This window comes from Paenibacillus sp. FSL R7-0179, from assembly GCF_038002265.1.
In the GTDB taxonomy this organism is placed as follows: Bacteria; Bacillota; Bacilli; order Paenibacillales; family Paenibacillaceae; genus Paenibacillus_AQ.
Genome location: NZ_JBBOCC010000001.1, coordinates 2,702,833 through 2,725,964, shown reverse-complemented (window position 1 = coordinate 2,725,964; position 23,132 = coordinate 2,702,833). Strand labels below are relative to the sequence as shown.

Genomic DNA, 23,132 nt, shown 5'->3' with positions numbered 1-23,132 from the left:
TGACCGTCAATTCAGGAGGAATGACGGTGTCTTGATTCACACAAAGAAACGGCAGGTTCTGCTGCACAGCGAGGATACCTCCGTTTGATAGGACAAGTCTGAACACTCTTTACTTACTTTACTGCTTCCCGTACCCGTTTGCAAAAGAAAATCGTTCCTTTTGGCAATCCCCCCGTTAATTCAATCCCCGGTAGGCCGCCAAGGTCAGATAAGTCATATAACTGCCTGACTTAAGCGAGTAGATGTCATTGACCAGCCTGTGCAGGGGAGGTCTTCCCTCCTTGGCATAGTTGCGGCTGATGCAATCCCAAATATCCTTACCGGTCACATATTCATAGCCGAGGAGCCGGAATTCCTCCGCTTTGCTGATGCACATGGCTTCGATCTCTTCACTAAGCTCGTCATATGTCCATTGTTCCGATTCCACGTGCAGGCACCTCCAAAGATTCCTCAATTACGTATGCTCAGTGGTACGTATTCGACCTTACGCTCATACTTTCCTGCTTTCGGCCAAAAAACTTGTCTATAGAATGCTTGTCATGCAGCGCACCGGTACCGGCATATCCTTATACAAGCCTGGCTTGATAATTGCGGTAATTCACCTGCAGTTTCATCTCATATGTAGGAAGAAGGAGTGCCCTGTGAGAAAACAGACCTTTATACAAGGAACGATCATCCTGCTGCTCGCCGGTATCATTAACCGGATGCTTGGCTTCATTCCCCGGATTGCCCTGCCCCGGATCATCGGCGCTGAGGGGGTGGGTCTGTACCAGCTCGGATACCCGTTTTTTATTGTCCTTATTACGGTAATTACAGGAGGAATCCCGCTGGCTATTGCTAAGCTGGTAGCGGAAGCCGAAGGGGAGAACCGCCCGGAGCAGTCCCGCAAAATTCTGCAAGCCGGCCTTGCCCTCAGCTTATCGCTGGGCATTGTGTTCACCTTCGTCACCCTGTTCAGCGCCTCCTGGGTATCCAGCGTTCTTCTGACGGACCAGCGTGTCTATTACACCTTCGTCAGCATGACCCCCATGATCGCCATCGTCGCCGTCTCATCCATCTACCGGGGATACTTTCAAGGCAGGCAGAACATGATTCCCTCGGCCTTCTCCTCCGTGCTGGAATCGGTCATCCGGATCTTCTTCATGCTGTGGTTCTCCTGGATGCTGCTGCCGAAGGGCATCGCCTTTGCCGCTGCAGGTGCCATGCTTGGCGTGACTGTGGGGGAGATCGCCGGAATGCTGGCCCTGCTGGGACAATATTATTTTAACGACAAAAAAGACAGGTCCGAACCCCCGCCTTCCGTGGATGTAACTGCTCAGAATATACAAGGCGGTGCCGGAAGCGAGCCCGGACAGACAACCACACCTGTCTTAAAACGTCTGATCGGTATTTCTGTGCCGGTAACCGCCGGACGGCTGATCGGCTCATTCTCTTACCTTCTGGAATCCATTATTACCGTGCGTAGCCTCGCGCTTGCCGGAATCGCGGCCGCCGCCGCAACTGCACAATATGGTTCCCTGCAGGGAATGGTGATTCCGCTGCTGCTGTTGCCGGGTGTGCTTAGCTCCTCGCTGGCCGTCTCCCTCGTCCCTTCCTTATCCGAGGCCGCCGCCCGCAACGACCTCCCCACGATTCATAAAAGAATGCACCAGGCGCTGCGGCTCGCCATGGTGACCGGTGCCCCGTTTGCTGCCGTTATGTATATTCTTGCCGTACCGCTCTGTACACTAATGTACGGCAATGCGGCGGATACGGCACCTATGCTTAGAATGATGGCCCCGTTCGCTGTGTTTCTCTACGTACAGGCTCCATTGCAGGCAGCCCTCCAGGCCATGGACCGGCCGGGCAAGGCTCTGATTAATACACTGATAGGCGCCGTTGTCAAAATCCTGCTGATTCTCCTGCTGGCCTCCCGTCCCGAATACGGCATTCTGGGCGCCATCATCGCCATTATGGTTAACAGCCTGCTTGTCACGCTTCTGCACGGCTACAGTGTGGTCAAGCTGACCGCCATGTCCTTACGCTGGTCGGACCCGCTCAAAATCCTGGCCGCTACGGTCATCATGGCCGCCGGGATGTCATATGTCTATACATCTGTTCCGATCTCACAGTCGCAGTGGATACAATTTCTGGCCGCTGGTACTTGTGGCATGGCCATCTATCTAAGCATCTGCCTGTTATCCGGGCTGATCTCCAGGCGTGACCTGGAACGGGTGCCCTTTTTTAGACGCTGGCGCAGTTAGGTCTGCTTCCCCTTATCGGGACTAATCGGGGCAATATAGAGCTCCCCCTTATGATCCACAGAGCACAGGAACACATCCCGGAAATCAGAGACACCCTTCTGCCGGATCTGGGTTCTAAGCCAGAAACGGTTCTTGCCGATCATCTCCAGATTGCCGTCCTGCACCTTCCCGTCCATAATCAGCGGAATCGGCAGACCTTCATAACGGATCTTATGCTTCGGCAGCTTCACAGAAGCAGAGTCACCGCCGGATGATTCAGCATCGCCGGAGTCCTTCTGGTTATCGCCGTTCTTCTCCTTCCGCTCTGCGCCGGAGCTGCTGTTGCCCGACTGATTGGATGAGGTGACATTGGCATTCTTCTCAATCACCGTTAACTGCCCGCTTGTCTCCAGGATCGCGAACTCCACATCAGCGGGACTGACAATATTCTGCCCGCGGAGCTGCAATAGCAGATCATCAATGTTATACCGCTGCCTGCGCATTTCGCCCCGGTGAATCTTCCCGTCCGAAATCAGGATGCTGGGTCTGCCATCCACCAATAAGCGCAGCTTCCGGCTTTTCAGACTGAGCTGTGCGACGATAACCTGAATCAGCACCAGAGTCGCCATAGGAACGACACCATCATAGATGGGGCGCTCGATATCCTCAATTACAAAGACAGCGATCTCGGCAATCATGATGGAAATGGTCAGGTCAAATACAGACAGCTTGCCGATTTCGCGTTTGCCCATGATGCGCATGCTCAGGAAAATGAAGATATACATCAGCACGGTGAGAAAGACATGGGTCGTAATATGCTGGAACATATTCTCTTCGCTCCCCTTCCGCTACTCCACCGTATAGGCGGATTAATGTAACCCTATTCTGACCTGACCTCCTAGGGAACATTCGGAAAGCTGCTGCTTAATTACTGGTAAAAGTCATCCCGCCTATTCTTGTACTATTGGGGCAAGCCTCCCCATACAATAATTAGTATCTTGGTTAACAAACTTTTAGGGGGTTTTACCATGTCTCTGATCAGGCGTCTATTCTCATGGAAAATATCTAGTCCGGTATTATCGGGTTTAATCCGCTCGTTCCTGTGGATGATGCTGGGTGCGTTCATCCTTTCCCTCCTGCTCTGGGGCAGCGGACTGCAGGAACAGGACCTCACGATGTACACCTACATTGTACACGGCGTCGCTGCCGCATTCGGAGGCCTCACCGCAGGCAGCAGAGCCATCCGCAGAGGCTGGTACCAAGGAGGACTCACAGGCATGTTATACGGACTGGCTGTGCTCCTGATCGGATTTCTCGCGCTTGACAGTTCACCGGGAGGAATGGACTTCCTGTGGGTTCTGGCGGCTGCAGGCATCAGCGCACTTGGAGGAATGTTTGGAGTTAATTTACAAAAATCCTAATTAATATAATTTTCAAAATTTGAAACCTTCCCTTGAAAATATGGTACACTACCTATATCTGACTTCATAAGAGTGATTATCAAGGAGGCTTCGAATGCTTTGCTGTACCAGTCCATGAATCTTGTAGTTGTGTATACCGTAGCCATTGTTGTAATCCTAATCTGGATCGGCGCAGGGCGCAATCCGCTGATGGCCTTAGTTGAAATCGGGAGAGAGCTGCTGCGGTCCTATAAATTTACACTCATTATTATAGGAATGTTCAGCATTCTTGCCCTGAATAAATATGAGCTGCAGATCGAAGAGAAGATGCGGCTGACCGCAGATTACACCGGCTTTATCTTCGGCCTGGAGGGGCATTTCGTCCGGATGGTTCAAGAGCTATTCTACGCTCCCTGGCTGACACCGGTAATTGTCTTCTTCTATATCTTCATGCTGCAGGCCGTGCTGGCGGCCTCGCTCGGGGTCTATCTGCTGGACAAAAACCGTGTGATCCTCTATGCGACCTGCTACACCATTATTTTAACCTATGCTATCGCTATTCCGTTCTATCTGTACTTTCCGGTTAACGAGGTATGGTCCTATGCGCCTGCAGGGGTACGGTTTGTCATGCTTGATGTTTTCCCGAAGTTTGAACAGGAATACCGGCCGCTATCCGGTCTCAATAACTGCTTCCCGAGCCTGCATACCGCTATTTCCGTATCCATGGCCCTGCTCGCTTACCGCTCCGGCAACCGCCGCTGGATGGTGATCAGTACAATCTCAGCTGTTATTATCGTGTTTGGAATCTTCTATCTTGGCATTCACTGGCTGACCGACATGATTGGCGGCACTTTGCTGGCTGTGCTGTCCACGGCTATCGCCGTACCGCTTGCCAAGCTTACCCTGCGCAGCGGGGAACAGGGCCTTAGAGTACGGGGCCGGGTCACGAATACACGGTAGTGCCAGCAATTGATAAGCATTATATAAAAAAATCGGCGTTTTCTCCTAGGAGAAACGCCGATTTTTATGTAATTTGGCAGAGAGACTATTACATCTTGTCTTCTACTTCCACAACCGCGTGACTGATCGAGCCCCGGTCAAACGTCAATCGGGTCACATCATTAACCCGCAGAATAACGATGTCATCCGAAATCTCCATGATCGTTCCGTGCAGACCGCCGATGGTAACTACCTTATCGCCCTTCTTCAGCGCTTTGAGCATTCCGTTGCGTGCCTTGGTCTTCTTCTGCTGCGGACGAATCAGCAGGAAGTAGAACACGACAAACATCAGTACAAAAGGACCTACTAGACCCAGAATACTGCCTCCGCCGCCTGAACCTGCTGCCATATAAAATTGTGACATATCATTTCCCCCCTTTCAAGAATAAACATGAACACTCCGTACGCTCTAGAAGCCTTTTAGATTATCATATAATCCGTATTGTGCAAAAAACTCATCGCGAAAATCAAGCAGCCGATCTTCCATGATGGCTTCACGCACTTTACGCATCAATTCCAGCAGGAAGTGTAAGTTATGGTACGTTGTCAGCCGCAAGCCGAAGGTTTCGTCGGCCTTGATCAGATGACGCAGATAAGCACGGGAATAGTTCCGGCAGGTGTAACAGGTACACTCCGGGTCCAGCGGCCCGAAATCACGGGCATACTGCGCATTGCGCACGACGAGTCTCCCCTGACTGGTCATCGTTGTTCCATTACGGGCAATGCGGGTAGGCAGAACACAGTCGAACATGTCTATTCCGCGGATTGACCCTTCCAGCAGCGCATCCGGTGAACCTACGCCCATCAAATAGCGCGGTTTGCCTTGCGGCAGCAGCGGAACCGTGTAATCCAGCACTTCATACATAAGCTGCTTGGACTCTCCGACGCTGAGTCCCCCAATAGCATACCCCGGGAAATCCATGGAAGTCAAATCAGCCGCACTCTGGCGGCGGAGATCCTCATGCATGCCCCCCTGCACGATGGCGAACAGCCCCTGGTCATTTGGACGGGCATGGCTCTTGAGGCAGCGTTCGGCCCAGCGGGTGGTGCGTTCAAGCGATTTTTTCACATACTCATATTCTGCCGGATAAGGCGGGCATTCATCGAAGGCCATCATAATATCGGAACCGAGCGCATTCTGGACCTCCATAGCGACTTCGGGAGACAGAAACTTCTTGTCCCCGTTCAGATGGGAGCGGAAATGAACCCCTTCCTCGGTGATCTTACGCATATCGCTCAGGGAGAATACCTGAAAGCCGCCGCTGTCGGTCAAGATCGGGCGGTCCCAGTTCATGAACTTATGCAGGCCGCCCGCTTCGCCGATGATTTCATGTCCCGGACGAAGGAACAGATGGTACGTATTGCTCAGAATAATCTGCGCTTCCATCTGCTTAAGCTCTTCAGGACTCATCGTCTTGACAGTAGCCTGAGTGCCGACCGGCATGAACGTAGGTGTCTCAATAATTCCGTGCGGGGTGTGGACTCTTCCGAGCCGTGCCCCGGATTGCTTACAGGTCTTAATGTGTTCGTAAGTGATGGCTGCCATTAGTTTAACCCTTCCTCTTGCTTAATAAATGAACATTGCATCGCCGAAGCTAAAGAACCGGTACTGACGCTTAATCGCTTCTTCATACGCAGCGAGAATCAGCTCCCGGCCAGCCAAAGCGCTTACCAGCATGACCAAGGTTGACTTGGGCAGATGGAAATTGGTGATCAGTGCGTTAACAACAGTGAATTCATAACCCGGATAGATAAAAATATCCGTCCAGCCGCTGCATGCCTCAACCGGCCCGCCCTGGCATTGTCTCCCTACGGTCTCCAGGGTCCGGCAGGAGGTTGTGCCTACAGCTATTATTCTTCCGCCCCTTGCTCTGGCTTCATTAAGCGCATCTGCCGCAGCCTGGGACAGCTCGAAATACTCGGCATGCATGACATGCTCTTCCACGGTCTCAACAGACATTGGACGGAAAGTCCCCAGACCGACATGAAGTGTGATATAGACGATATTCACACCGATGGCTGCAATCTGCTCCAGCAGCTCTGTGGTGAAATGCAATCCGGCTGTCGGTGCTGCCGCTGAGCCTTCATGCCGGGCATACACGGTCTGATACCGCTCACGGTCATCCAGGGTTTCCTTGATATAGGGAGGGAGCGGCATGGAGCCGAGCCTGTCCAGAATCTCCTGGAAAATCCCCTGATAGATGAAGCGGAGTGTCCGCCCGCCCATATCCGCCTCATCTTCAATCACGGCACGAAGCTCTTCGCTGAAGACGATGACCGCTCCGGTCTTCAGCTTCTTGCCGGGCTTCACCAGCGCTTCCCAGCGGTCACCCTCCAGATTCTTAAGCAGCAGGACTTCTGCCTTGGCTCCGGTATCTTCCTTGACTCCGAACAGTCTGGCGGGAATAACCCGTGTATCATTAAGTACAAGCGTATCTCCCGGGCGGAACTGCCCCAGTATATCCGTGAAATGACCGTGGTCCAGTTGTCCATTCTCCTTGTCTACCAGCAGCAGTCTGGATGAACTGCGGTCGGCAAGCGGAGTCTGGGCAATCAGCTCCTCCGGCAGATTGAAATCATAAAGTTCAACATTCATAATAGGATCTTCATTCCTTAATTCTTAATTATAGTAACGTTATTAAAATAGTGTTGCAATATTTGCTTATAATCATACCCTTTGTCGGCCATTCCCTTCACGCCCCATTGGGACATGCCGAGTCCGTGCCCGTAACCCCAGCCGATGAAATAGAAGCCCGGACTGCCAGTGACGACTCTTGCGGTCTGATCCGCGCCCATTACAACCGTTCCGCTTCCGCTGGACGTCACTTGACCCGATGCAGACAGCACTCCGGCCGAGCTTGTTCTGCCGATAGCAGCTGTAGAGCCGTCAGCGCCTAATACAGTATAACTTCCGGCAGGTACAATATCAAACAAGGTGCTGGGCAATCCGCCGAAGGAGGAACGGAACAAATCGGGGTACTTCACCTGCAGGATCTGGCCGTTCGCCTTGACCTCCACTGCTCTTCCCGATGGTCCGCGCCGGGTAACCTCCAGAGTGGTTATGGAAGAGGGCAGAGTGCCGCTGGTCTTGCCGGCCAGGCTCTTCAGCAGCTCTGCTGAAGAATACGGCCCCTTAATCCAGCTGTAGCTTCCAGATTCATAGACCTGATTCAGCACGACGGCGTTCTGGCCGGGATTCAGCTTGCCTGCCGGAGCAGCACTGCTGTCAACAACAGGAAGTGGCCGGATATTCACATCCTTGGCTGTGGCTGTGGCAATGGAGAGCCCTGCGGCTGTCTTATCGCCTGTTAATTTGATGTTATCTTCCCGGGCATAGCCGGAAACGCCGCTGTCCAGCAGTACATAGTACCACTTCTTGGCCGAACCCACCGCAGCCACATCCTCTGCGCTGGCCACACTGGCATAATTGCCGCCGCTGTTCCATACTTCCGACGGGTCAGCCGTAACGCCGCCGCTGTTCGAGGAGAATACCGCCTCTACGACCTTGCCGCCGCTCTGCAGCACTTCACCTGCGGTTGCATCGACTGCCTTGATGATAGTGGGTGCTTCTGCACCAATTCCGTTATAGACCTGGCTGAGCGTTGTATCCACCACATTGGCAACATCAAAACGGTTCCCTTGGGACAACGCGTAGCTGCGTGCCGCTACAGCCTGGGCCTTGAGCGCTTCTTCCGGCCAGCTAGAGGATACCTCTCCTCCCACTACGGCATACAGATATTGCTCCAGCGGAACCACGTTAATGACTGACAATGAACCATTCAGATTGCCAAGCTCCATATCGCCGCGATAGATCCGCTTGGACCTTTCTGTAAGCATAATTCCCTTATCATTGCCGGACAAAATGAACTTTGCGTTACTTCCGGATAACAGATAATGAAAGGCCTGGACTTCGCTGTTGAAATCAAGCCCTGCGTCCATGCGGATCATTACTCCCGGTGCACCCGGAGCCACAGGCGTCAAAGCAAGCTGAGGAAGCAGCGCAGTTGCCGAAGCAGAGACCGCTGCCAGCTCGCTGTCACTTGAAGCCTCGCCTACCCATACCTCGGTCCGCGCACTGCCGCCCTCACCGGATATGAATACCGGCCAGGCATCTAAGCCGGCAGTGGTCAGACTGCTCACTACCGCCTGGGCTTCCTCAAGTGTAGCGTAGGAGCCCGCAGACAGATGCTTGGTTCCGGCCACCGCCGGTGTCTGCCCCTCAGGAATCGCCAGACCGGCTTTGAGGACTGCGTTCAGCCCGTTATTGGCTGCACTCTCACTGGCATAGCCTCCGGTATATAGCTGATATACCTTAGCTCCGCCTCTTGCAGCCATGAAGATCTGCGGCTTATTGGAAGAAGACTGAAGCTTCTTCGCCGCATCCGCAGCGGTCTGCCAGCTTGGCGTCTCCAGCACCTTCACCCGGAACCCGTCCAGACTGACACGGACCTTATTCTGGGCCGGAACCGACAATAACGAGCTGCCGCCGGCTGCCGGAAGCAGGCTGAAGCTCTGCTCGGACTGCAGGGTTACCAGCGGTACGGTAGATTTATATTTGCTGCCAATGTCGGCATACAGTGCAACCCGGATAGGCCCGCCGGAATCGGCGCGGGCGTGATCTGCCGGAATGAGCAGACTGCCTGCTGCAAGCAATGCAGCCAGAGCCCCCCGGCCCAGCAGCCCGATTCCTGTTGTTGTCCACTTCGCAAGTTTCATTGTAGGCCTCCTATAAAGTATTAGTGATTAATCAACTTTGGTTTGTAGCCCAGATCCTACGCAAGATGTTGTACTATGGGCAGGCTTCTCAGCAATCAGTTCTGCTGCGGGGGAAGCGGAAGGCCCAGATGGTGATACGCCGCAGGCGTAACAATGCGGCCGCGCGGCGTACGCTGCAAGAAACCGATCTGCAGCAGATAAGGCTCGTATACATCCTCAATGGTCTGGCTCTCTTCGCCTATCGTAGCGGCGATGGTATCCAGTCCGACAGGCCCGCCCCGGAAAGAGCTGATCATGGACTGCAGCATCTTATGGTCGATGCTGTCCAGCCCCCGGGGGTCCACCTGGAGCATCTTCAGCGATTCGGCGGCAATCTCCGGGGTGATGATTCCGTCGCCCCGGACCTGGGCGTAATCGCGTACCCGCTTCAGCAGGCGGTTGGCAATCCGCGGCGTCCCCCGGGCCCGCAGGGCAATCTCCTCCGCTGCATCGCCCAGAATCTCGATGCCCAGCAGTTCAGCGTTGCGCGCCACGATGAAGCTCAGTTCATCGATGGTGTAATACTCCAGCCGGCTGACCACTCCGAAGCGGTCACGCAGCGGAGCAGACAGCAGTCCCGCGCGTGTCGTCGCCCCAATGAGCGTGAAGGGCGGCAGATCGAGCCGGACCGACCTTGCACTCGGCCCCTTGCCAATCATAATATCCAGCGCGAAATCCTCCATCGCCGGATACATGACCTCCTCCACCGTCCGGTGCAGACGGTGGATCTCGTCAATGAACAGCACATCGCCTTCCTGAAGGTTCGTCAGCAGCGCCGCCAGATCGCCGGGCCGTTCAATTGCCGGGCCGGAGGTGGTCCGCAGATTGACTCCCAGCTCGTTGGCAATAATATTGGCCAGCGTCGTTTTGCCGAGACCCGGAGGTCCGTAGAGCAGAACATGATCCAGTGCTTCGCTGCGCATCTTGGCCGCTTCTATATATATTTTCAGGTTCTCTTTCACCTGGTTCTGGCCGATATATTCACCCAGATAACGGGGGCGCAGACTTAATTCCACCGCCTGCTCGTCCATCATCAGATTAGCCGATATAATCCGGTCATCCATTCTTCCTCACTCCGTTCTTCAGGGACCTATCCTATTTGGCGATATACAGCAGCCCCAGCGCCTTCTTCATCAGCACATCCACCGGTCCGGTGTCCGTGCCTTCCTGCTTCATCTTCAAGTGCACCCGGTCCAGCTCGGCATCGGTGTAACCAAGCGCCTTCAGCGCATCCCGGGCTTCTTCCCACGGCAGCGCCTCTGCCTTGCTCTGCGCTTCAGCCGCCACTGCGAACAATCCCGTCTGCAAGGCTGCCCCGCCGAAGCCGTCCAGCTTGTCCTTCAGATCCAGAATCATCCGCTGCGCCGTCTTCTTGCCGATCCCCGGCAGCTTCGTCAGGAAGGTGATATTCTCCTGATAGATCGCCGCGATCAGCTGGTCCGGCGTTCCGCCGGTCAGAATGCCCAGCGCGACACGCGGGCCGATGCCCGATACCTCAATCAGCTTGCGGAACAGCCTCTGCTCCTCACGTGACGGGAATCCGAACAGCAGCGTAGCATCCTCGCGGGTCTGATAATGAATGAACACAGTCACCGGACCCTCAGTCTTGGCAAAAGCATACGGGTTCGGGCAGAATACCCGGTACCCTACGCCCTGCACATCCAGCACAACATATTCCGGCTCCAAATGTGCAACCGGCCCTCTAAGAAAATCTATCATTTTCGCAATACCTCATTTAATTTGGAATTAAGACTCACGGAATGGGCATGGCATACCGCTACCGCCAGCGCATCCGCCACATCATCGGGCTTCGGCACAGCCGTTAGCTTGAGCAGCAGCTTGACCATCTCCTGCACCTGCTTCTTCTCCGCCTTGCCGTAACCGACCACAGCCTGCTTCACCATCATTGGGGTGTACTCTGCCACCGGAAGCCCGCGCTGCACGGCTGCCAGAATCAGCACCCCGCGTGCCTGCGCCACCGGCAGAGCCGTGGTCACATTGCGGCTGAAGAACAGCTTCTCTACCGCTACCGCATCCGGCTTATATTTATCTATCAGCTGTACCATGCCTTCATAGACATGCAGCAGACGCTCTTCTTCCGGGGTATGTGCCTCGGTCTGGATGCAGCCGTATTGGACGGGTGTTAATTTGTTGCCAACCTTATCTACGAAGCCAAAGCCGACAATCGCCAGCCCCGGATCAATCCCCAAAATGCGCAAGACCCATCTCTCTCCCCTATGCCCGGGCGGATAATCCGGCCCTAAAGCGAACATATGTATTCCTTCCACCCATTATAGCAAAAAAAATTCCCCGGGAGACAAAAAGTTTGTCCCCGGGGATTTGTAACGCTATTGTTTGTCTACATGTCAGGGCCCAGGAGATTCAGGGGCACTAATGCTCCTCGTTTGCTCAGTTGGCCCGTTTCTGGTGAATTCAGGTGTACTAATGCTCCTCGCTACGATCCTTTAGGCGCACTTGGCGCACCGTATGGGATTTATCCCTTTAAATTTCACGTTTGCCCCTCTTTCAGCCGAATCTATGGGATTTATCCCCTTTATTTACTCATTCAGCCTACTTTCTGCATCACCAGAGGGATTTATCCCTCTCATTTACTCATTCAGCCCACTTTCTGCATCACGTATGGGATTTATCCCCTTCATTCCCCGCACAAAAAGACCCGCAGGCCACTTGCGCGCCGCGGGTCTTCATGCTGCCGCTAATTCTATAGTCTCCCTCACTCCGGATGCATCACCTGTTCCGAGGAATCACGCGCATAGTCGCTGAAGGTGGAGAGTACGCTGTTGTACTCCTCCAGATCCTGCACCCGGATGCCTTGATGAAGCTGCTCCCAGATGCCCTTGGGCAAAGAGGATTTAATCGAGCCCATGTCCATTTGGAAAAAGGTCTTCATGACCCGCTCCGCCTCGGGCGGTCCTTGGAACAAAGTCAGGTTGCCTTGCTCGTCCACCCCGAAGTAAGCTTCCTTCTTGGTCAGCGGCGACAGGTCATTGACCCGCTGCTCCAGCCACAGGTCTCCTTCCCGGCTAATCCTGCCGCTCCAGCCCGCATGGCGGACAATCAGCTCGTTAAGCTGGGCCGGGGTCTGCTTGCCGGGCAGGGTCTGCACCTCTTCACCAGCTACAAAGAGGGTCCTGAGATGCACCGTTCTGCTAATGGCTTCCTTGCCCACAGCCTTCAGCAGCTCCTGACTGTTCATCACGGCGGCATCCTCTCCGGTATCATCGTCTGTATGGTTATATACGGCGGCTACAGCCGGCAAGCTGCTTCCGGGCTCCAGGTTCTGCCCTGCGCTGCCGCTCAGGAATGACGAAGATTTAAGCAGCGTGCTGATCTCTTCCGGAACCTGCATGCCGCGCCAGGCGAGCAACGTCAGCACGAGGCATGCCGCACCTACCCAGGGAGCTTTTTTCCAGCGTCTCCACCGCCGCCACAGTTGTTTTTTCAGGCGAAAAGCATTCACGTTAATCCCTTCATTCTGGTTTTTTCCTATTGTGACCTGTGAAGGGATCATTTATGCGTAAATGCTTGAAATTCATCCCAGGGCGGATTCAATCCGTGCGCTGCGGATTCTCAATTGCTCCAAGAAACAACACGACTCCGGTCTGCGTGTCCCGGATAGCGTACAGGAACGGCCGGTTAACATTCATTTCAAAGGGCTTATCTGCTGGAGGCGCTGCTCCGGCATCCATTTGAATTAGAGTAGAGGCCGCTGCCTCCGTTCCCTGCTCGTTCACATCGATATAGGTTCTGTGGATGACCTGTGCAAAATATATCGGGTCGTCCAGATCCGCCATAAGGGAGAAATCGCCCCGGTTCGGATCAAAAGCCAGCTTCACGCCCAGCGCCTGCAGCGCCTTGGAGAGCTCTGTCCCATAGCTGGCCGTAAATCTTGGCAACAGCAGCGTCCCCGGGGTACTGGAGAACCCTTCATCCAGAGGCAGAGTCCCCTGCTCCAGATGACTCACAAGCTCCGCGAGCGAAGCTTGTTCACCCGGGAGAACCACTACCATCTCCAGCTGTCCCTCTCCGTAGGGAAGCTTTACCGCCTGCCAATCCTCATGCGCTGCATACTCGAACATTCCGCCCCGCTTCATCATCATCACCTGCACTGCCGGTCCGTCCGGTGGATAAAAGTCCGCCTGCTTCGTAGCCTCTTCCTCGAACACATCGGTCCAGCCGCCTTTGAAATACAGCGCATTGACAAGGACGGCCACAGCCTGCGGTCCGGGCGGCTCCGTGAGCATCTCCTGAATCTTATCCCCCGTATGGTCTGCCACCCATCCGTTAATCTCCTTCACAGACTTCTCTGCAGCCAGATCCGTAGTGTTAATCTGTGCATCATAGAAATCCTTACCGGTCCCCAGGTAGTCCTTACGCAGCGGCAGGCCCTTCATACCCCAGACCGAATTCGCGATCTTCAGCTCCATGCCCGGTTCTCCATGATTCAAAAGCTTCATTAATGACTGATGGCCGATATTCAGCTTCTGCCGTTCGCCCGGCGCATAGCCCAGCAGCTTCCCCAGCTCCTCTGCCGTCTCTCCGGCACTGCCGTTATAGGCCAGGGCCAGAGCGGCAGCTACACTGTAAGGGGATATCGTCAGGTTCCCGCCCCCTTGCTTCCATAACTGGCTGAACAGCTTCACGCCCAATTGGTTGCTGCTCTCAGCCAGAGCCGGATCAAGCTCTGCTGCGGCAGCCTGTCTCTCCGTGTAATTCATGCCCGAACCTCCTCCACTGCAGCCGCCCAAAAGCAGCACGGTTAGTATAAGTGCGGATAATCTTTTGCCCATGCCAAGCCCTCCCCGAATTCTCCATAGCCTCTCTATCCACTGACGCTGCGGATTGGGAAAAGTTGCAAATTATTAGCGGCAGGCCTACAAAATTGCTATTCGTTATATTGAAGGCTTATCTTTCTATGCCATCATTTGCTATACTCTATATTAACGAAAAAAGTTAAAAACTAAAACAAAGGGGATATCCTTGATGATTATTCAGCCAAAAACACGCGGCTTTATCTGCACAACAGCTCACCCGGAGGGATGTGCCGGACAAATACAGGAACAGATTGATTATGTACGTTCCCAAAAGAAGCTTACCGGCCCGGTGAACGTGCTGGTCATCGGCGCTTCCACAGGCTATGGACTGGCTTCGCGGATTGCCGCTGCCTTTGGCGCGGGCGCGAACACCATCGGCGTCTTCTTCGACAAGGCTGCTGAAGGCACCCGCACCGCCTCCGCAGGCTGGTACAATTCTGCTGCCTTTGAACGTGAAGCAGCCAAGCAGGGGCTGAAATCCTTCAGCATCGTCGGCGATGCCTTCTCGGACGCCATCAAGACCACAACAATCGAGCTGATCAAAGCCGAATTCGGCACCGTTGATCTGGTCGTGTACAGCGTGGCCTCCCCTCGCCGCACCCATCCGGTAACCGGGGAGTTGTTCTCCTCGGTAATTAAGCCGGTAGGCCAAGCCTATTCGAACAAGACGATGAACTTCCATACCGGAGAGGTCACCACCGTTACCATTGAACCGGCTACAGAGGATGAAGTCCGCCAGACCATCGCCGTGATGGGCGGAGAAGACTGGGGCATGTGGATCAGCCAGATGCAGGAGGCCGGTGTGCTTGCAGATGGAGCAACTACCGTAGCGTACTCTTATATCGGCCCCAAGATTACGCATCCTATCTACAAGGACGGAACTATCGGCCAGGCGAAGAACCATTTGGAGCAGACCGCTATTGCCTTGAACGAGCAGCTCTCCGCTACCGGGGGCCGGGCCTTCGTATCCGTGAATAAGGCACTGGTTACCCAGTCCAGCTCGGCGATCCCGGTAGTGCCGCTGTATATCTCTGCCCTGTACAGAGTCATGAAGGAGAAGGAGCTGCACGAGAACTGCATCCAGCAGATGTACCGTCTGTTCGCGGACCATCTGTATAACGGCGGTGAAGCCGCTGCGGACGGCAGCCACCTGATCCGCATTGACGACTGGGAGATGCGCGAGGATGTGCAGATCGAGGTCATGAGACGCTGGAATGAGCTGGAGACGGGTAATGTGCCTGAGCTGGCGGATCTGGCAGGCTATCAGGACGACTTCTTCCATCTGTTCGGCTTCCGTACCGAAGGCGTAGACTATGAAGCGGAGACAGACCCTGCCGTAGAGATTCCTAATATGGTGTAAAAGCTTGAAGTTTGCTGTACGCAGCGCAAGAAAGCCGCCCCCTCCCGGGAGCGGCTTTCTTGGCGTTCTATCCAGCCTTCGGCGCGGCCTGCGCCATAATCCGCACAGCACCGCCAGTCTATTCGTCGCGGAGCCGCTTCTGGTACAGCACTACAGACACAAGCGTCAGCACAGCTGTCCATGCCGCAATAATCAGCAGAGGCGACCACACCTCTGCTGCCGGATAACCGGCAGGGCTCAGGTTCAGCAAATGTATTAATTGGCTGCTTGGCATATAGTCCAGCACTCCTAATACTGGATAATCCTTCGCCAATACTGCTACCAACGGTGCACCCATGAAGATGCAGGCTACCGGGATGATCGATAAGGACGCATCCAGCAAGGTTTTGGAATAGAGACCGCAGATCGTCCCGGCTGCCGTGTAGAGTACAATGGAAAGCACGATCGCGGCTATAAATGCCCCTATATTTGCAGGCTCATAGCCAAATAACAAGGCAGTGATGGTGAGAACCACCGCTGACATGACAAAGACCAGACTGCTTTTGCCCATGAGCACATCCATTGTAGTAGCCGGAGTCATCATAAGGGACCGCAGCGTGTTACGCTCCTTCTCTTCCGCAATCAGGCAGGCTTGAGCGAAGCAGGTCAGCAGCACAAACGAGCTGTTGAACAGAAGTCCGGCGGCTCCCGGCAAGGATGTACCTGCACTTTTGAACAGCAGCGCAAACATAATCGGAAACAGCAGCATAATGGATAGCGCATAATTGCGCGAGAATTCCTTGTAATCCTTCACAAAGATCGCGCCGGCCCGCTTATAGGAGATGTTCATAGCAGCTCACTTCCCGTCATTTTGATAAAAATATCACCCAGACTCGGTTCCTTCGTCTCTACCCGCTCAATGAGCCCCCGCTTCATCCAATCCGCGATCCGGTCCGCCGTATCCCCGTCCACCGGAAGCTCATGAGCCTCTCCGCTGGTCAGCTCCACCCGGATCACGTTCTCCCGGTGCTGCCGCTTCAGCTCCCGCGGAGAGCCGATGGTCTGGATGCGTCCCTGGTAGAGAATCGCCACACGGTTACAGAGCAGCTCTGCCTCCGCCATATCATGCGTGGTGATGAAGATGGTCGTGCCCTTCTCATTCAGATAACGCAAGCCCTTATAGATATGCGCTGAATTCACAGGGTCCAGTGCCGAGGTCGGCTCATCCAGGAACAGCAGCTCCGGCTCATGGATAATGGCGCAGGCCAGCATCACCCGCTGACGCATTCCTTTGGACAGCGTATTTGTTTTCTTTTTGCGCTCACTGCTCAAATTAACGAACTGCAGCACCTGATCCACCGCAGAGCGGGGAAGCTCATACAGCTTCCGGTACAGCTCCAGATTCTCCTCTATGGACAACCGCTCGTACAGGCCGCTGTTATCGGTCAGAATGCCAAAACGCATCTTCTGGGCCGACTGCTGCATCGCCTCTGCCGGCTGATCGAATACTTTGGCCGCTCCGCCTGACGGCTTCAGCTGTGCAGTCAGAATCTTAATCAAGGTGGTTTTCCCTGCACCGCTCGGACCGAGGAACCCGAAAATCTCCCCCTTTGGAATACTGAAGGACACCTCTGTCAGCGCATCTCTCGCCCCGAAGGTCTTGCGGACCTGCTCTACCTGAATAACCGCCATCTCGCCACATCCTTTAGTAGTTGATGGCTTAACGTTATCCAGAATTCAGCCTTTCAGCCACCAAAACCGGGTGAATTGTACCCATTCCGGCCTGAACGGTACCTTTTACAGCTTAAGCAGTGCCTTAAGTTCCTGCAATTTGGAGCGGGATAACGGGACCACGGCCTCCTTGCCGGTGTTCAGCCGCAGACTGTAGCTGTTCTTCGTCCAGGTAATGATCTCGCGTACCTTTTGCAGATTGACGATGTAGGACCGGTGGCACCGGAAGAAGCCGAAATTCAGCAGCCGCGCTTCGAGCTGGGTCAAGGTCAGGGCACAGTCATAATGCTCACCGCCGACATGCACCAGGATAGAGCCTTCTACACTTTCAATAAAATCAATCTCAGGCGGGTCAAATAAGATCACCTTATCCTCCCGTTTGGTCGAGACCTTCTGTAAGGTGATGTTGGCCTCATCCTGCTTCTGTGCCTCCTGCCTGTCCTCTTCCGAATCGCGGATATCCAGCTGATGAAGCCCGGACCCGCTCAGCCGGTAGATGACATCACAGGAGATCAGCGCATCCTCCAGATTCGAGGTCAGAATGAGCAGCCTTTTCTGCTGCGACAGGTCATCCAGTATCCGCTTCAGCTGGCGGCGGTCCTGCTCCTCCAGATAGAAATACGGCTCCTCCAATACGAGCGTGGACTGATGGGCGAAAAAAGCCCGCAGCAGGGTCACATACACCCTTTTCGAAGAGCTGAGCTGCATCAATCTGACCTTCCGTTCCTCCTTCAGCGCAAAATAATCAGTTAACACAGCCGCCCGCTCCTCGCGTCCCGACATCCGGATCAGAAACGAGATCAGCTCCTCTACCGTGAGCCGCATATATTCGTTCTGCCCGGCCCACGACAAATAATTGCCGGAATCCCGGGACAATTGCTCCATTAACAATTGCTTGCGCCTCAAATCTGTGATAATACCAACCGAAGAGTTCGCTGACAGATCAAGCTCGAGCTTCGGCATTATTAATTCTCCGTCTTCATATATAGGTTGAAATTGCATGTCTTCCTCCCGCTCCAGGCTCTCTAGGATATATAATGCAATTATAGAGTTTTGCCATGTATTTGTCAGGTATGGTCACTATCTATGCAAAGGAAGAAGGATTTCTGCGATGGGACTGCATGCTCAGGGTTTTATCATCTCATTACTCGTATTACTGCCGAATCTGATATTCCTATTCTTCCCGCCCCGGAGTGTTCCTGGCTCCCTGGACTCCGCCCCGCTGGTCTTCACGCTCCTGGAACGGGCAGGCCAGATCACCTGCTTCATGATGCCTATTCTCTTCGGCCGAATGATTTCTGCTCAGCCCCTGGGAGTATCCGCTGGATTGATGGCACTCTGCATGCTGGTTTACTACGGCTGCTGGGTGCGTTATTACCGGAGCGGGAGAGCTTTTGCGGTGCTGTTCAAGCCTTGGCTCGGCATCCCCATTCCTATGGCCGTCTTCCCGGCCCTCTATTTCCTGCTGCTTGGCGTTTGGCTCCAGTCCTGGCTGTTCATTGTTCCGGCCTGTCTGTTCGCCGCTGGTCATTCAGTCAACAGCTGGAGCGTCTACGGGCAGGTCCGTTGATAGCAGATCCGCAATATATCTATAGATTTGTGCAACAAACCTACAGCTTGATCGGCTTATAATGTGGTTGAGCACACTATAGCGATATTATGGAGGTTATGGCGGGTATGATGAACTGGGAGCAGGCGATTGAGCAGACGCTTACGACTACGCGGCTTAATGTGAAGCGATTTGGGGAGAGGTTTCCGATTGTAAGTATGGGGGACGGCAAATATCATCTGACCGACCACACCAACTGGACGGAGGGCTTCTGGCCCGGCATTCTATGGCTAAGCTATGAATACAGCCGGGACCCGGAGATTCGTGCCGCCGCCATCCAGGCGACTGACTCCTTCCGCCAGCGCATGCGGGACGGGCAGGCGCTGGATCACCACGACATCGGCTTCCTCTACTCGCTCTCGGCCAAGGCCCGCTGGATTGCAGACAAGGATGAAGCCTCGCGCCTGCTCGCCTTGCAGGCAGCGGACCAGCTAATGAAGCGCTGGCGCCCCGGTCCGCAGCTCTTTCAGGCTTGGGGGGCCGAGGGCGATGAAGACAACGGCGGACGGATCATTATCGACTGCCTGATGAATCTGCCGCTCCTCTGCTGGGCCAGCGGACAGACCGGCGACCCGGCCTATGCCAGGGCAGCCCGTATTCACGCCGAGACAAGCCGCCGCTTCCTGGTGAGGGGCGACGACTCTTCTTACCATACCTTTTATTTCGACCAGCAGACGGGGGATGCCCTTCGCGGGGGAACAGCACAAGGATATCAGGACGGCTCCACCTGGACGCGGGGACAGGCCTGGGGTGTCTACGGCTTCGCTCTCGCCTACCGCAGCTTCCAGGAGCCTCATTACCTCGAAGCCTCCAAAAGAATGGCCCGCTACTTCGTGGAGCATCTCCCTGCTGACCATGTAGCCTATTGGGATTTCGATGCTCCGCAGGAGGAAGGTACCCCGCGCGACAGCTCCGCCTCCGCCATCACCGTATGCGGTCTCTTGGAGCTGCTGGAGCATCTGCCGGAGAATGATCCGGACCGGGACTATTTCAGTAATGCTGTGAACCAATCCATGGACTCGCTGATCAGTCACTACTTCACCGCAGGCCACCCGTCAGAAGAGGGATTTCTGCGGCACGGCTCCTATTCGGTCAGAGGCAACGCCTCCCCGGATGATTTCATGATCTGGGGCGATTATTTCTTCCTGGAAGCGCTGCTGCGTCTTGCTCGGGGAATTCCGGGGTATTGGTACGAGCGGGGAGGCCTATAAGAAATTGCGGTCTCCGATTAGTCCCAGTTGCTTGGCCTTCACCGTAGCCTCGGAACGGGAATGAACGCCAAGCTTCTCGAACACCCGGGTCAGATTATACTCTACGGTACGCTGGCTCATCAGCAGCTTACTGGCAATGTCCTTATTGCTGCGGCCGTCCGCCACCTCCTGCAGAATCTCCTGCTCCCGCTCGTTAATAGAGATATCTTCCATCTGCTGCTCATCACGGGAGGCAGACACCCGCATGTCACTGCGGCGAAGCTGCCTGAGCAGGCTGACAGGGATAACGGATTCTCCCCGGAGCGCACAGCGGATGGCGGTAAGCAGCTGTTCTCTGCTCGCTGTTTTGCTGACTATGCCCGAGACGCCGGCTTCCACCAGAATGTTGAAGTTTGAGCTGATCTCGTAGCCTGTATAGATCAGAATCCGGAATTCCGGATTGATGCTGATCAGCCGCTTGGTCAGCTCAAGTCCGCTTAGTACAGGGATATTCAGATCAAACAGCATCAGGTCGTATTCCCCCGATTTAGCCATTTCCAGGGCCTCCGGTGAGCTGTACGACACAGTTACATCCATCTCGGGGTCCTGCTCGATCATATTTTTGGTCCCTTCGCAAACCGATGGATGATCGTCAACCAGTAATATACGAATCATCATCATAACCTCCTTCTTGAATGCCGGCTGTCAGCGGAAGCACAAGCCGTACTTCAAAACCCTGATCCGGCGCCGATGCAAATTTGATCTCGCCGTCCAGACTCCGCACACGCTCCTGAATACCGGATATCCCCATGTGACCGAATGAATCCTTGAGCTCCTTGAGATCCAGCCCTTTCCCGTTATCCTTATAATAGAAGTATAATCTACCGCTATGGGATTCCAGCGACAATATGATGTGTGAGGCCTTGGCATGTTTGTCTGCATTTCTGAGCAGCTCCTGAACGATGCGGTACACCGCCAGAATCTGGACATCATCCATTTCTATGGTATCAGGCTCCGTCTGAAGCTCTACCGTGTAATCGGAACGGATCTGCTCCTGCTGGATCAGCTGCTTCAAGGCTTCCACAATCCCCATCTCCATTAACAGCGGCGGCCTAAGCTCATTGCAGGTCTGCCGGATCTGATGGATTACATCAAGGAGCCCTTCCTTAATCTGGTCGAGCTGAACAAGCAGGCCAGGCTCCATCGGGTAGTCCAGCATCAGCGATTCCAGCTTGCGGTACCAGATCAGCTGATCCTGAAGTGCCGCATCATGCAGGTCGGAGGCCAGCCGGCGGCGTTCGTTCTCCGACAGGGTGAAGATCAGACGCAGCACCCATGGCGGAGCCAGCGCATTGCGGTTCTTGATTTCACCCTCCAGATTCTCAATCAATCCCGCTACAAGATACAGGTTCTCGTAGATAATGCTGCTATAATGCGCTAAGGTTTTCAGCCAGTTTTTCTCAGCATAGTTAAAACTGGTGTAGTTTGTTTTGTCATCGAGCCAGAGAATATGCCGGGAGGGACCATAATTTCCAATCACCAGGCAGATCCCCTGATACATCCGGGTCATTTCACCAGCGGCAAGACCATTGACCGCCTGCTCCAGGTCCTGCTCTATCCGCGGATCGGCTCTCCCGTCACTGGTCACACTCGCCTGACCCTGCTCACTCCCGCGCGTAATCTCCAGAAAAGAAACCGTACGTACCGCCAGCACCAGTCCAATCTCCCGCTCCAGAAATTGCTCCAGGTCCGACCGCTTCATCACCTTCGAGATGCGTTTGGAGAAACGGTCAATACTCCCCTGGAAATCCTGTAAATCCTTCATGAAATAAGGACGCAGCCGGTAATCCATCAGTTCCTTGAAGAACAGAAACAGCGTGATCATCAGATATACCGCGAGAAAAATTTGCACCCAGACAATCCAGCCGTACGGATTCTGGTGAATCAGCAGGCCCATAACACCAAGGATCAGCAGCGCGGGAACCAGCGACAGCGCCGTATAATAGAACAGCCGGTTAAGCAGAAAATCGATATCAAACAGTCTATGGGTCACGAAAAGGTAAAAGTAGACCACAGGAATCGCATATACAAAGATCGCGGTCATTTCTGCGGAAATAAACGTCACGCCAAACAGTCCCGGCAAAGCGTTAAACAGCAGGAACGGTGAAAAAGCCACCGCATGCGCCGTCAAGGCAAACTTGAACAAGGTATGCAGCTCACCTGCCCGGTGCTGGCGGAAGCCCGAAATCAGCTTATAGACAATCAGGAAATTAGCGGCTACAAAAAAGATCAGCAGCGTTTGCGTTTCAAGCGGATGAATCCGCCGGGTCAGCGCCACATCCAGAATCATCAGCACACTTACCAGACCTGCACAGACATACATAACGTTCAGAACGGCTCTGGACAGGAACGGCTCCTTGAACCTTTGAAGATAAGCCTGCATAAAGTGAACGAAAAAAACGGGAACAACAGCGAAGCTGGTACCCAGACACACTCTCCCAACCTTATCCGCCATCCCGGAGGGCGTTGAACTGAAGTAGCTTAGCCCGATACTGAGAAAAAACAGAATGAGCTGCAGCGCAGCACGGTCATTCCGCTTTTTCCGGTATACGTATACGGAGAATCCGAAGAGCAGCAGCAAAGAAATGCCGGGGATCACCAGACGGAAGATCAGCTCATGCGCAGACAAGCCCGGCTCAACCTCCAAGCTGGAAGTCACCGGGTTGCCGCCCGGTTCCGTATGCTGAATGACGAGTGAATCCACATTCTCAATACTGTTGTATTTGCGGATCGTCTCCAGAAGCAGCGGATCTTCCCCGTTAGCCTTAAGAACCGTATCTCCGGGGTGAATTTTATGCTCGCTCCAGCTGCCCGCTGCAACGCTAGTTACAGTAACTCCGCCTTGCGGCGTTAACTTCACATCGATTCCTATCACAGGGCGTGATAGAATCACATAGGTCAAATATGCGGCCAAGAGAACAAAAATGGACAGGCCCGCAATAATTTTGGGATGATGGCTAGATAATTTAGGCAATGAGACAAGCCTCCAGGA

Annotated in this window: 22 protein-coding genes; 6 read left to right on the top strand and 16 right to left on the bottom strand. The window is 54.2% G+C overall.

The genetic code is table 11. From position 1 onward, the window contains the following. Window positions 1–175: 175 nt before the first annotated feature. Window positions 176–427, bottom strand: a complete 252-nt coding sequence (locus tag MKX63_RS12150; RefSeq protein WP_341017315.1) for a post-transcriptional regulator — start codon at window positions 425–427, stop codon at window positions 176–178. 214 nt (window positions 428–641) lie between these two features. Between MKX63_RS12150 and spoVB the strand changes: the two genes are divergently transcribed. Next, window positions 642–2,243 (top strand): stage V sporulation protein B, encoded by a 1,602-nt coding sequence (gene spoVB / locus MKX63_RS12145; RefSeq protein WP_341017314.1) that lies wholly within the window; start codon window positions 642–644, stop codon window positions 2,241–2,243. Here spoVB and MKX63_RS12140 read toward each other — a convergent pair. After that, window positions 2,240–3,049 (bottom strand): DUF421 domain-containing protein, encoded by an 810-nt coding sequence (locus MKX63_RS12140; RefSeq protein WP_341017313.1) that lies wholly within the window; start codon window positions 3,047–3,049, stop codon window positions 2,240–2,242. The two genes, spoVB and MKX63_RS12140, sit on opposite strands and share 4 nt — an antisense overlap. Window positions 3,050–3,250: 201 nt before the next feature. Here MKX63_RS12140 and MKX63_RS12135 point away from each other — a divergent pair, with 201 nt between their 5' ends. Next, window positions 3,251–3,643 (top strand): TIGR04086 family membrane protein, encoded by a 393-nt coding sequence (locus MKX63_RS12135; RefSeq protein ID WP_341017312.1) that lies wholly within the window; start codon window positions 3,251–3,253, stop codon window positions 3,641–3,643. 114 nt (window positions 3,644–3,757) lie between these two features. Further along, window positions 3,758–4,582, top strand: coding sequence for a phosphatase PAP2 family protein (locus tag MKX63_RS12130; protein WP_341017310.1), 825 nt, complete (start codon window positions 3,758–3,760; stop codon window positions 4,580–4,582). Window positions 4,583–4,670: 88 nt separating this feature from the next. Here MKX63_RS12130 and yajC read toward each other — a convergent pair whose 3' ends face one another. The 9 genes from yajC to MKX63_RS12085 form a co-directional block, all read right to left on the bottom strand. Continuing rightward, window positions 4,671–4,985, bottom strand: coding sequence for a preprotein translocase subunit YajC (gene yajC, locus MKX63_RS12125; RefSeq protein WP_341017308.1), 315 nt, complete (start codon window positions 4,983–4,985; stop codon window positions 4,671–4,673). A gap of 45 nt (window positions 4,986–5,030) precedes the next feature. Further along, window positions 5,031–6,167, bottom strand: a complete 1,137-nt coding sequence (gene tgt / locus MKX63_RS12120) for a tRNA guanosine(34) transglycosylase Tgt (RefSeq protein WP_341017307.1) — start codon at window positions 6,165–6,167, stop codon at window positions 5,031–5,033. A gap of 21 nt (window positions 6,168–6,188) precedes the next feature. Continuing rightward, window positions 6,189–7,217 carry a tRNA preQ1(34) S-adenosylmethionine ribosyltransferase-isomerase QueA gene (gene queA, locus MKX63_RS12115; RefSeq protein ID WP_341017306.1) on the bottom strand — a complete coding sequence of 343 codons (1,029 nt, stop codon included), beginning with the start codon at window positions 7,215–7,217 and terminating at the stop codon, window positions 6,189–6,191. Window positions 7,218–7,234: 17 nt separating this feature from the next. Then, complete coding sequence (locus MKX63_RS12110) at window positions 7,235–9,337, bottom strand: SpoIID/LytB domain-containing protein (RefSeq protein ID WP_341017305.1); 2,103 nt, start codon at window positions 9,335–9,337, stop codon at window positions 7,235–7,237. Window positions 9,338–9,432: 95 nt separating this feature from the next. Then, window positions 9,433–10,440: a Holliday junction branch migration DNA helicase RuvB gene (ruvB, locus tag MKX63_RS12105; protein WP_036732369.1), complete on the bottom strand. Its 1,008-nt coding sequence runs from the start codon at window positions 10,438–10,440 to the stop codon at window positions 9,433–9,435. Between the two features lie 31 nt (window positions 10,441–10,471). Next, window positions 10,472–11,095 (bottom strand): Holliday junction branch migration protein RuvA, encoded by a 624-nt coding sequence (ruvA, locus tag MKX63_RS12100; RefSeq protein ID WP_341017304.1) that lies wholly within the window; start codon window positions 11,093–11,095, stop codon window positions 10,472–10,474. After that, complete coding sequence (gene ruvC / locus MKX63_RS12095) at window positions 11,092–11,595, bottom strand: crossover junction endodeoxyribonuclease RuvC (protein WP_036690559.1); 504 nt, start codon at window positions 11,593–11,595, stop codon at window positions 11,092–11,094. The genes ruvA and ruvC overlap by 4 nt, the downstream gene beginning before the upstream one ends. Before the next feature lie 515 nt (window positions 11,596–12,110). Next, window positions 12,111–12,908, bottom strand: a complete 798-nt coding sequence (locus MKX63_RS12090) for a BofC C-terminal domain-containing protein (protein ID WP_341017303.1) — start codon at window positions 12,906–12,908, stop codon at window positions 12,111–12,113. 37 nt (window positions 12,909–12,945) lie between these two features. Then, window positions 12,946–14,187 carry a serpin family protein gene (locus MKX63_RS12085; RefSeq protein WP_341017302.1) on the bottom strand — a complete coding sequence of 414 codons (1,242 nt, stop codon included), beginning with the start codon at window positions 14,185–14,187 and terminating at the stop codon, window positions 12,946–12,948. 193 nt (window positions 14,188–14,380) lie between these two features. Here MKX63_RS12085 and fabV point away from each other — a divergent pair, with 193 nt between their 5' ends. Beyond that, window positions 14,381–15,571: an enoyl-ACP reductase FabV gene (gene fabV / locus MKX63_RS12080; RefSeq protein ID WP_341017301.1), complete on the top strand. Its 1,191-nt coding sequence runs from the start codon at window positions 14,381–14,383 to the stop codon at window positions 15,569–15,571. A gap of 118 nt (window positions 15,572–15,689) precedes the next feature. Here fabV and MKX63_RS12075 read toward each other — a convergent pair whose 3' ends face one another. The 3 genes from MKX63_RS12075 to MKX63_RS12065 all read right to left on the bottom strand — a co-directional run bounded on the left by MKX63_RS12075 (window position 15,690) and on the right by MKX63_RS12065 (window position 18,244). Then, a complete protein-coding gene (locus MKX63_RS12075; protein ID WP_341017299.1) occupies window positions 15,690–16,400 on the bottom strand; it encodes an ABC transporter permease in 711 nt (236 codons plus the stop codon). Then, window positions 16,397–17,242, bottom strand: a complete 846-nt coding sequence (locus MKX63_RS12070) for an ABC transporter ATP-binding protein (RefSeq protein WP_341017298.1) — start codon at window positions 17,240–17,242, stop codon at window positions 16,397–16,399. Before MKX63_RS12070 ends, MKX63_RS12075 begins: the two co-directional genes overlap by 4 nt. A 105-nt stretch (window positions 17,243–17,347) precedes the next feature. Then, entirely contained in the window at window positions 17,348–18,244 is an 897-nt protein-coding gene (locus MKX63_RS12065; protein ID WP_341017296.1) for a LytTR family transcriptional regulator DNA-binding domain-containing protein, read from the bottom strand. Window positions 18,245–18,392: 148 nt separating this feature from the next. Between MKX63_RS12065 and MKX63_RS12060 the strand changes: the two genes are divergently transcribed. Together MKX63_RS12060 and MKX63_RS12055 are read left to right on the top strand one after the other, a co-directional pair. Next, on the top strand, window positions 18,393–18,851 hold the full coding sequence (locus MKX63_RS12060; RefSeq protein WP_341017294.1) for a hypothetical protein: 459 nt from the start codon (window positions 18,393–18,395) through the stop codon (window positions 18,849–18,851). A 107-nt stretch (window positions 18,852–18,958) separates the two neighbouring features. Further along, a complete protein-coding gene (locus MKX63_RS12055) occupies window positions 18,959–20,101 on the top strand; it encodes a glycoside hydrolase family 88 protein (RefSeq protein WP_341017291.1) in 1,143 nt (380 codons plus the stop codon). Here the strand turns inward: MKX63_RS12055 and MKX63_RS12050 are convergent. Continuing rightward, window positions 20,096–20,755: a response regulator transcription factor gene (locus MKX63_RS12050; protein ID WP_341017290.1), complete on the bottom strand. Its 660-nt coding sequence runs from the start codon at window positions 20,753–20,755 to the stop codon at window positions 20,096–20,098. The genes MKX63_RS12055 and MKX63_RS12050 overlap by 6 nt on opposite strands. After that, window positions 20,733–23,114, bottom strand: coding sequence for an ATP-binding protein (locus tag MKX63_RS12045; protein ID WP_341017289.1), 2,382 nt, complete (start codon window positions 23,112–23,114; stop codon window positions 20,733–20,735). Before MKX63_RS12045 ends, MKX63_RS12050 begins: the two co-directional genes overlap by 23 nt. Between the last annotated feature and the right edge of the window lie 18 nt (window positions 23,115–23,132).

What these genes read in the sequence shown, in the direction of transcription:
- MKX63_RS12065 (WP_341017296.1), bottom strand. Translation starts at nt 18,244, where the DNA reads ATGCCGAAGCTCGAGCTTGATCTGTCAGCGAACTCTTCGGTTGGTATT.
- MKX63_RS12060 (WP_341017294.1), top strand. Translation starts at nt 18,393, where the DNA reads ATGGGACTGCATGCTCAGGGTTTTATCATCTCATTACTCGTATTACTG.
- MKX63_RS12090 (WP_341017303.1), bottom strand. Translation starts at nt 12,908, where the DNA reads ATGATCCCTTCACAGGTCACAATAGGAAAAAACCAGAATGAAGGGATT.
- ruvB (WP_036732369.1), bottom strand. Translation starts at nt 10,440, where the DNA reads ATGGATGACCGGATTATATCGGCTAATCTGATGATGGACGAGCAGGCG.
- MKX63_RS12070 (WP_341017298.1), bottom strand. Translation starts at nt 17,242, where the DNA reads ATGGCGGTTATTCAGGTAGAGCAGGTCCGCAAGACCTTCGGGGCGAGA.
- tgt (WP_341017307.1), bottom strand. Translation starts at nt 6,167, where the DNA reads ATGGCAGCCATCACTTACGAACACATTAAGACCTGTAAGCAATCCGGG.
- ruvA (WP_341017304.1), bottom strand. Translation starts at nt 11,095, where the DNA reads ATGATAGATTTTCTTAGAGGGCCGGTTGCACATTTGGAGCCGGAATAT.
- MKX63_RS12075 (WP_341017299.1), bottom strand. Translation starts at nt 16,400, where the DNA reads ATGAACATCTCCTATAAGCGGGCCGGCGCGATCTTTGTGAAGGATTAC.
- MKX63_RS12055 (WP_341017291.1), top strand. Translation starts at nt 18,959, where the DNA reads ATGATGAACTGGGAGCAGGCGATTGAGCAGACGCTTACGACTACGCGG.
- fabV (WP_341017301.1), top strand. Translation starts at nt 14,381, where the DNA reads ATGATTATTCAGCCAAAAACACGCGGCTTTATCTGCACAACAGCTCAC.
- MKX63_RS12110 (WP_341017305.1), bottom strand. Translation starts at nt 9,337, where the DNA reads ATGAAACTTGCGAAGTGGACAACAACAGGAATCGGGCTGCTGGGCCGG.
- yajC (WP_341017308.1), bottom strand. Translation starts at nt 4,985, where the DNA reads ATGTCACAATTTTATATGGCAGCAGGTTCAGGCGGCGGAGGCAGTATT.
- MKX63_RS12140 (WP_341017313.1), bottom strand. Translation starts at nt 3,049, where the DNA reads ATGTTCCAGCATATTACGACCCATGTCTTTCTCACCGTGCTGATGTAT.
- MKX63_RS12050 (WP_341017290.1), bottom strand. Translation starts at nt 20,755, where the DNA reads ATGATTCGTATATTACTGGTTGACGATCATCCATCGGTTTGCGAAGGG.
- MKX63_RS12135 (WP_341017312.1), top strand. Translation starts at nt 3,251, where the DNA reads ATGTCTCTGATCAGGCGTCTATTCTCATGGAAAATATCTAGTCCGGTA.
- queA (WP_341017306.1), bottom strand. Translation starts at nt 7,217, where the DNA reads ATGAATGTTGAACTTTATGATTTCAATCTGCCGGAGGAGCTGATTGCC.
- MKX63_RS12130 (WP_341017310.1), top strand. Translation starts at nt 3,758, where the DNA reads ATGAATCTTGTAGTTGTGTATACCGTAGCCATTGTTGTAATCCTAATC.
- MKX63_RS12085 (WP_341017302.1), bottom strand. Translation starts at nt 14,187, where the DNA reads ATGGGCAAAAGATTATCCGCACTTATACTAACCGTGCTGCTTTTGGGC.